At 45.2% G+C, this 7151-nt stretch carries 6 protein-coding genes and 1 tRNA gene; 6 read left to right on the forward strand and 1 reads right to left on the reverse strand.

Translation table 11 applies throughout. The annotated features are described in order from the left end of the window. Positions 1–87: 87 nt before the first annotated feature. The gene (locus WKI49_00560; protein ID MEJ7620990.1) at positions 88–732 is read right to left on the reverse strand and encodes a hypothetical protein; all 645 of its coding nucleotides are present in this window, start codon (positions 730–732) and stop codon (positions 88–90) included. A gap of 60 nt (positions 733–792) precedes the next feature. On the opposite strand from WKI49_00560, the gene WKI49_00565 reads away from it, so the two are divergent. The 6 genes from WKI49_00565 to bioA form a co-directional block, all read left to right on the forward strand. Continuing rightward, on the forward strand, positions 793–1860 hold the full coding sequence (locus WKI49_00565; GenBank protein ID MEJ7620991.1) for a bis-aminopropyl spermidine synthase family protein: 1068 nt from the start codon (positions 793–795) through the stop codon (positions 1858–1860). A gap of 39 nt (positions 1861–1899) precedes the next feature. After that, positions 1900–1975: transfer RNA gene (locus tag WKI49_00570), tRNA-Glu, on the forward strand. Positions 1976–1988: 13 nt separating this feature from the next. Continuing rightward, on the forward strand, positions 1989–4370 hold the full coding sequence (gyrB, locus tag WKI49_00575) for a DNA topoisomerase (ATP-hydrolyzing) subunit B (protein ID MEJ7620992.1): 2382 nt from the start codon (positions 1989–1991) through the stop codon (positions 4368–4370). Beyond that, positions 4360–5154, forward strand: coding sequence for a universal stress protein (locus tag WKI49_00580; GenBank protein ID MEJ7620993.1), 795 nt, complete (start codon positions 4360–4362; stop codon positions 5152–5154). The genes gyrB and WKI49_00580 overlap by 11 nt, the downstream gene beginning before the upstream one ends. Position 5155: 1 nt before the next feature. After that, positions 5156–5827 (forward strand): 16S rRNA (cytidine(1402)-2'-O)-methyltransferase, encoded by a 672-nt coding sequence (gene rsmI / locus WKI49_00585; GenBank protein MEJ7620994.1) that lies wholly within the window; start codon positions 5156–5158, stop codon positions 5825–5827. Beyond that, the coding region (gene bioA / locus WKI49_00590) for an adenosylmethionine--8-amino-7-oxononanoate transaminase (GenBank protein ID MEJ7620995.1) at positions 5824–7151 on the forward strand (1328 nt) is incomplete at its 3' end. The genes rsmI and bioA, both read left to right, overlap by 4 nt.

The raw sequence follows: 7151 nt of genomic DNA on the forward strand, positions 1-7151 counted from the left end.
TTCAAAGACCAAAAACCCTATTCAACTGCCAAGATGTCATGGAAGCACAGGCTTCCAAAAAGCTCCTTTATAGGGATTATACACCATTTATTCACAGCCTGCAAGTGGATAACTAAAGGGTGGCAAATTCACTTCTCCATAGGGTGTCCTAAGAGGGTTTTCAAGTAGCCTCTCTATGAGCTTTAGCTTTTCCTCAAGGCTCTCAATAGGCATGCCATATATCTTTGCCAGCTCCTCAAGCTCTGGAGCTTTGCCAAGTTTTTTGGCTATCTCTCTTGCTATAACATAGGCTTTTTGGTCTATCTCTGGGTAGATGTCCTTTATGTAGGTTAAGAGGTCAGAGGAGTAGACCACCACTCTGTGAACTCTTGCCATTGTTTGAACCATCTGCTCCACCGTGGTCTGCTCGTAAGTGCTCGTTTGTCCTTCTAACCTTATACCTGCTATGAGTTTACCATCAATCTCTTGGGCGTGGTATATGCAATAGGTTTGTGGGACTTCTTCCCAGCCATGCTCCATGGCTACACTAAGGAAAGCTCCCATAGCCTCCTCTCTGCTTTGGAATATATGTAGGAGTTTGTCAAAGTCCTCGTCCTGTATGCTTGCCACAAGGAGGGTGCAATCACCTATGGGTAGCTTTTCAAAGGTTGGAGATAGCTCCTGCCAGTCTGGAAAAGGTTCAAGGCTTGCCAGGTCTTGTGGTAGGCTTCTAAAGAGTTTTTGCACTTTCATAATAGCCTCCGTGTTGTGGTATAATTATATAGCTTAAACTCTTGGAATGGAGGTGGTATATTGAGCGTCCTTGTAGAGCTTGTGGATAGGGCAAGGGAATTGGGTGGCGTTAGGGTTTACAAAAAGAACATAGAGCGTGTGCTTTCCGCACTTCTCAAAAGTGGAGACTTTTGGGAAATTGTGGATATGTCCGACCTGCCTGTGCCTGCTGCCTCTGGCATAATAAAGACCCTGGTGGAAAGGGGTATAGCCTTCATAGATGACGAGGAAAACATAAGGCTCACTCAAAAGGGTTTTGACTTGGTCAGAGACCTTGGCATAGAGCCTTATGTGGAATATGTGTGTCAAGCCTGTGAGGGCAGAGGCATTCCCTTTTATGTGGATATAGAGTTTTATAGAGAGTTTCTTCAAATTACAAAGGACAGACCCAAAGCCATTAGGGACTACGACCAAGGCTCTGTCACACCTGAGACCACGGTGGCAAGGGTGCTCTTTATGGACTCAAGAGGTGACCTAAGAAACAAGGATATTATTGTTTTGGGTGCGGAGGATGACCTTACTGGTTTGGCGGTAGCCCTCTCAAGGAAGGCACGCAGTGTTCTGGTTATAGACATAGACAAGAGATTAATAGACTTTGACAACAGGATTTTCAAAGAGCTTGGCATAGATAACGCAGAGGCAAGGGTCTGGGACTTGAGAAATCCATTCCCTCAGGAGATGCTGGGGAAATACGATGTCTTTGTTTCAGACCCACCAGAAACCTTGCCTGCCTTTAGAGCTTTTATAGGTAGAGGCATAGCAACCCTTAGAGAGGACGGTGGTGTAGGCTATTTTGGTCTAACCCTCAGAGATTCTTCTGTTTTTCGCTGGAGAGAGTTCCAGATAGCTCTAACCACAGAGTTTGGCGTAGTCATAACAGATATAATCCAAGACTTTAACGCCTACATAACTTGGGACTACCACCCAGAAACGAAAGCAGCAAAGGTTGCTCCAGTAAAGAGACAACCAAAGGGTATATGGTATAGGTCCGCCTGGTATAGAATAGAGGCTCTTCCTGGCTTTAAAAGGTGGAACGAGCCCATATCCGACGATGTCTTTTACCTTGACGAAGAGGGGTCAACTACTTGACATGAAATGGATGTTTTGCTATAATTTATAGAGTATTGAGCCCCCATCGTCTAGCCCGGTCCAGGACACCGCCCTTTCAAGGCGGAGATCGCGGGTTCAAATCCCGCTGGGGGTGCTTTTAAAACACCATGAGAAAGAAAAGAGAAGAAGACCTCCAAACAGACTACAAAGCAACAGACATAAAGGCAGTCACTGGTCTTGAGCACGTTCGCTTAAGACCTTCTATGTATATAGGGGACATAGGTGAGAGGGGGCTTCATCATCTTATATGGGAAATACTTGACAATGCGGTTGACGAACATATGGCTGGTTATGCCAGCCATATAACCCTTATAATCCATGCGGACGGTTCTATAGCGGTAGAGGATGACGGAAGGGGTATACCCGTAGACATTCATCCAGATACGGGTCTTCCTGCAGTCCAGATGGTCTTTACCATGCTGGGTGCTGGAGGAAAGTTTGACAAAAAGGTCTACAGATACTCTGGAGGTTTGCATGGTGTGGGTGCTTCGGTGGTAAACGCTCTCTCCGAGTGGCTCATGGTGGAAGTCTATAGGGATGGGAAGATATACAGACAGGAATACAGAAGGGGAGAGTCTTTGTATGAAGTAAAGGTGGTAGGCAATACCACAAAGCGTGGAACGAAGGTGGTCTTTAAGCCAGACCCAGAGATATTTGAAACTACAAAGATAAAATTTGACATCGTAGAAAGACGCATAAGAGAGTTGGCATATTTAAACCCCGAGTGCACCTTTAGGCTCGTTGACGAAAGAAGTGGAAAAGACTTAACCTACAAGTTTGACAAAGGTATAGAGGATTTGGTGAAGTTTCTCTGCGGTGGCAAGGAGCAATTGTTTGACCAAGTGATAAGGATAAGGGGCGAGAAAGATGGTGTGGATGTGGATATAGCCTTTACCTATACAAAGGACTACAGGGAGTCTGTGGAAACCTTTGTGAATAACATAAAGACCCTTGAGGGTGGAACGCATTTGACAGGCTTTAGGTCTGGTCTTACAAAGGCGGTTATGAAGGTTTTACCCAATATTAAGCTCCAGAAGGAGCTAAAGGAAACCATAACAGGTGAAGACCTAAGGGAAGGGCTTGTGGCGGTCATATCTTGCAAAGTGCCAGAGCCTCAGTTTGAAGGACAAACAAAGACAAAACTTGGAAACCAAAATGTAAAGAATATAGTGGAGTCCATAACCTACGAATACCTCTCAGAATACTTTGACAAACACAGAGACATATTTAGGCTTATAGTAGAAAAGGCAGTAGAGGCTGCACTGGCAAGAGAGGCAGCTAAGAAGGCAAAGGAGTTAGTGCGTAGAAAGTCTCCTCTTGAGGACTCTTCTCTCCCGGGTAAGTTGGCGGACTGCTCAGAAAAAGACCCAAGCAAGTGCGAGATATTTATAGTAGAGGGTGAGTCCGCAGGAGGTTCTGCCAAGCAGGGAAGAGACAGGAGGACTCAAGCAATCCTGCCTCTTAGGGGTAAAATACTCAACGTGGAGAAGGCAAGGCTTGACAAGGTCTTTGCTAACGAAGAGATAAAGACCATAGTTAGCTCTCTTGGTTGTGGTATAGGTGAGGACTTAGACCTTTCAAAGCTCAGGTATCACAAAATAATCCTAATGACGGATGCGGACGTGGACGGCTCACATATAAGGACTCTACTTCTTACCTTTTTCTACAGGTATATGCCAAAGTTAATAGAAGCAGGGCATCTCTACATAGCACAGCCACCACTTTACAGGATAAAGAAGGGTAAAAGGGTTGAGTATGTAAAGGATGACAGAGAGCTTGAAAGCATTCTCCTCAAAACCCTTGAAGAAGAGGCAGTTCTCATAGACCAAGGTGGGACAGAATACAGAGGAGAAAGCCTCTTACAGGTCCTAAAGCAAGTAAAGGAAATTGAAGAAGGCTATAAAGCTATGGTAAGGCTAAAGGGAGAAGCAGTCCTCAAGGCTCTTCTCGTTGCAGGCATTACAGAAGAAGTCCTAAGGGATTCTTCTCTTCTTGGCGAAAAGATAAAGGAGCTTGAGAAACTACTTCCCGACATGGCTATAGATACCCACTACGATAGGCTTGAGGATGCCTATGAGATAGTTTTCAAAGATAAGATGACTAATAGAAAGGTTATGGTGGATGTGGACTTTCTCTCTTCACTCTCCTACAAGTCTCTTCTTGAGGGTTCAAAGGTGAGGTTTCCTGTGAAAATAGTCTACGAAAAGAAGTCTGTGGAGGTGGAAAGCCCACAGGACCTATACTCAAAGGCTATGGAGTTGGTAAAGGAGTCCTTTGAAATACAAAGATACAAGGGTCTTGGGGAGATGAACCCAGAACAGCTCTGGGAAACCACCATGAACCCTGCCACAAGAAGACTTCTTAGAGTTACCATAGAGGATGCAGCAGAGGCAGACAGGATATTCTCCATACTCATGGGAGAAGATGTAGAGCAAAGAAGAGAGTTTATAGAGACTTACGCAAGAGAGGTGAGAAACCTTGACATTTAAGAGGATAGTGGTAGGAATTGACGGCTCAAAACCCGGCTGGACCGCAAAGGACTATGCCTTTGAGCTTGGAGAAAAGCTTCAAGTTCCTGTGGTGGGAGTTCACATAATAGACAACAGACTGCTTGAGGAGAGCTTTTTAGAGGACTTGGCGGGAGTGCTTGGCTTTACCTACTATCTTGGCATATCTCAGAAGGTAAAAGATTTTTTGGAGGAGCAGGCTAACACCCTTATAGAGGAGTTTCTCGCAGAGGGTAGACAAAGGGGCGTAAAGGTTTCCTCCTTTCAAACCATAGGCATACCTTACGAGGAGCTTGTCAAACAGGCAGACCCAGAGGACCTACTAATCATTGGAAGAAGAGGAAGGCGTCCCATAAAGGGCTTTCTCCTTAGCTCCACCGCAGAGGTGGTTTCAAGAAGGAGCAAGTCTCCAGTTATGCTCGTCCCCGAAGAGAAAAGACCTGTAAGAAATATATGCGTTGCCTACGATGGAGGAGACATTTCAAAAAAAGCCCTTGAGCTTGCAAAGGAACTCTCTAAGCTCTATGATGCCAGGCTTTACGCACTTTATGTGGGTGATACACCCCCAGAAAGACCTGAAGGTGTTGAGTTAGAGGTCTTGCAAGGCATACCAGAGGAAAGGATAGTGAGCCATTGCAACGAGGGAGATGTGGACCTACTGCTTATGGGAGCCTATTCAAAGGGGAAAGTGAGAGAGCTATTTCTTGGAAGTATAACAAGCTTTGTCCTGCACCATATAAACATACCTCTTCTTTTGGTGAAGTAAGATGGGAAAGCTCTATGTGGTTGCCACTCCCATAGGAAACTTGAAGGACATTACCCTAAGAGCCCTTGAGGTGCTCCAAAGCGTTAACTTCATAGCCTGCGAAGATACGCGCAGAACTTCGATACTTCTTAACCACTACAACATAAAGGACAAAAAACTCATATCCTACTACGAGCCAAAGGAAAGTGTGCAAGTGCCAAAGGTTCTAAAGCTCCTTGAAAAGGAAGACGTTGCCCTTGTGTCAGACTCTGGCATGCCCTCCATCTCAGACCCGGGATACAAACTAATAAGAGCATGTGTGGAAAAGGGTATACCAGTAGAGGTAATCCCTGGACCCAGTGCGGTCCTTACTGCCCTTGTAGGTTCTGGTCTTCCAACAGACAGGTTTACCTTTGTAGGCTTCCTGCCAAGGAAAGGGCTTGAAAAGTTCTTTGAGGAGCTAAAGGTTTACAAGGATAGCACCATAATAGCCTTTGAATCACCCAACAGAGTGGTAAAAAGTCTACAGGTTATGGAGAAGGTATATGGCTCGGAAGTTCCTCTTTGTGTGGCACGTGAGCTTACAAAGATACACGAGGAGTATATAAGGGGCAAGCTCTCTGAGGTCCTAAAGGATTTGGAAAGTAGGGGAGAGGTAAAAGGAGAAATTGTATTGATATGGAGGTTGCCATGATAGACCCACTTCTCCTTGAAAGGTGGGACAAGGAATACTTTTGGCATCCCTTTACACAGATGAAGGTCTACAGAGAGGAAGAAAACCTCATCTTTGAAAGGGGAGAGGGTGTGTATCTTTATGATATAAAGGGTAGAAGGTTCATAGATGCCATATCCTCCCTATGGTGCAACGTGCACGGACACAACCATCCAAAGCTAAACAAGGCGTTAATTGACCAACTTCAGAAGGTGGCACACACCACAACACTTGGAAGCTCCAACGTGCCAGCTATCCTCTTGGCTAAAAGGCTCGTGGAAATAGCACCAAAGGGGCTTACAAAGGTCTTTTATTCGGAGGATGGTGCGGAAGCGGTGGAAATTGCCATAAAGCTGGCATACCAATACTGGAGGAATAAGGGAGAGAAAAGAAAAGCCTTTATTACCCTATCAGAAGCCTATCACGGAGACACTCTGGGTGCGGTTAGTCTTGGGGGCATAGACCTCTTTCATGGAACATACAAAGACTTACTTTTTGAAAGCATTAAACTTCCATCACCCTACCTCTTTTGCAAAGAAAAATACGGAAGGCTTTGCGATGAGTGTAAGCAAGAGCTTTTGAATATGCTTGAGGAAATACTCAAGAGCAGAGAAGATATAGTGGCGGTGAGCTTGGAAGCAGGCATTCAAGGTGCAGCGGGCATGCTACCCTTTCCAAGAGGCTTTCTAAGAGGTGTTAGAGAGCTCACAAGGAAATACAACACTTTACTTATAGTGGATGAGGTGGCAACAGGTTTTGGAAGAACTGGCACCATGTTTTACTGCGAGCAGGAGGAGGTAAGTCCAGACTTTATGTGCCTTGGCAAGGGAATAACGGGTGGATACCTGCCTCTGGCAGCAACCTTAACCACCGAAGAGGTCTTTAATGCCTTTCTTGGAGAGTTTGGAGAGCTAAAGCACTTTTATCATGGACACACCTACACGGGCAACAACCTTGCCTGTGCGGTAGCTCTGGCAAACTTGGAGGTCTTTGAGGAAGAGAAAACCCTTGAAAAGCTCCAGCCAAAGATAGAACATCTCAGAAAGAGGCTTGAAGAGTTTTGGGAGCTTAAGCATGTAGGAGACGTGCGTCAGCTTGGCTTTATGGCAGGTATAGAGTTGGTAAAGGATAAAAAAACTGGTGAAAAGTTTCCCTATGGAGAAAGAACAGGCTTTAAAGTGGCTTATAAGTGCAGAGAAAGAGGCGTATTTTTGAGACCTTTGGGAGATGTTATGGTCTTGATGATGCCTTTAGTGATTAGTATTGAGGAAATGGACCATGTTTTGGATACCTTGAAGTGGGCTAT

The organism is Aquificaceae bacterium, assembly GCA_037722135.1.
Classification (GTDB): Bacteria; Aquificota; Aquificia; order Aquificales; family Aquificaceae; genus Pampinifervens; species Pampinifervens sericum.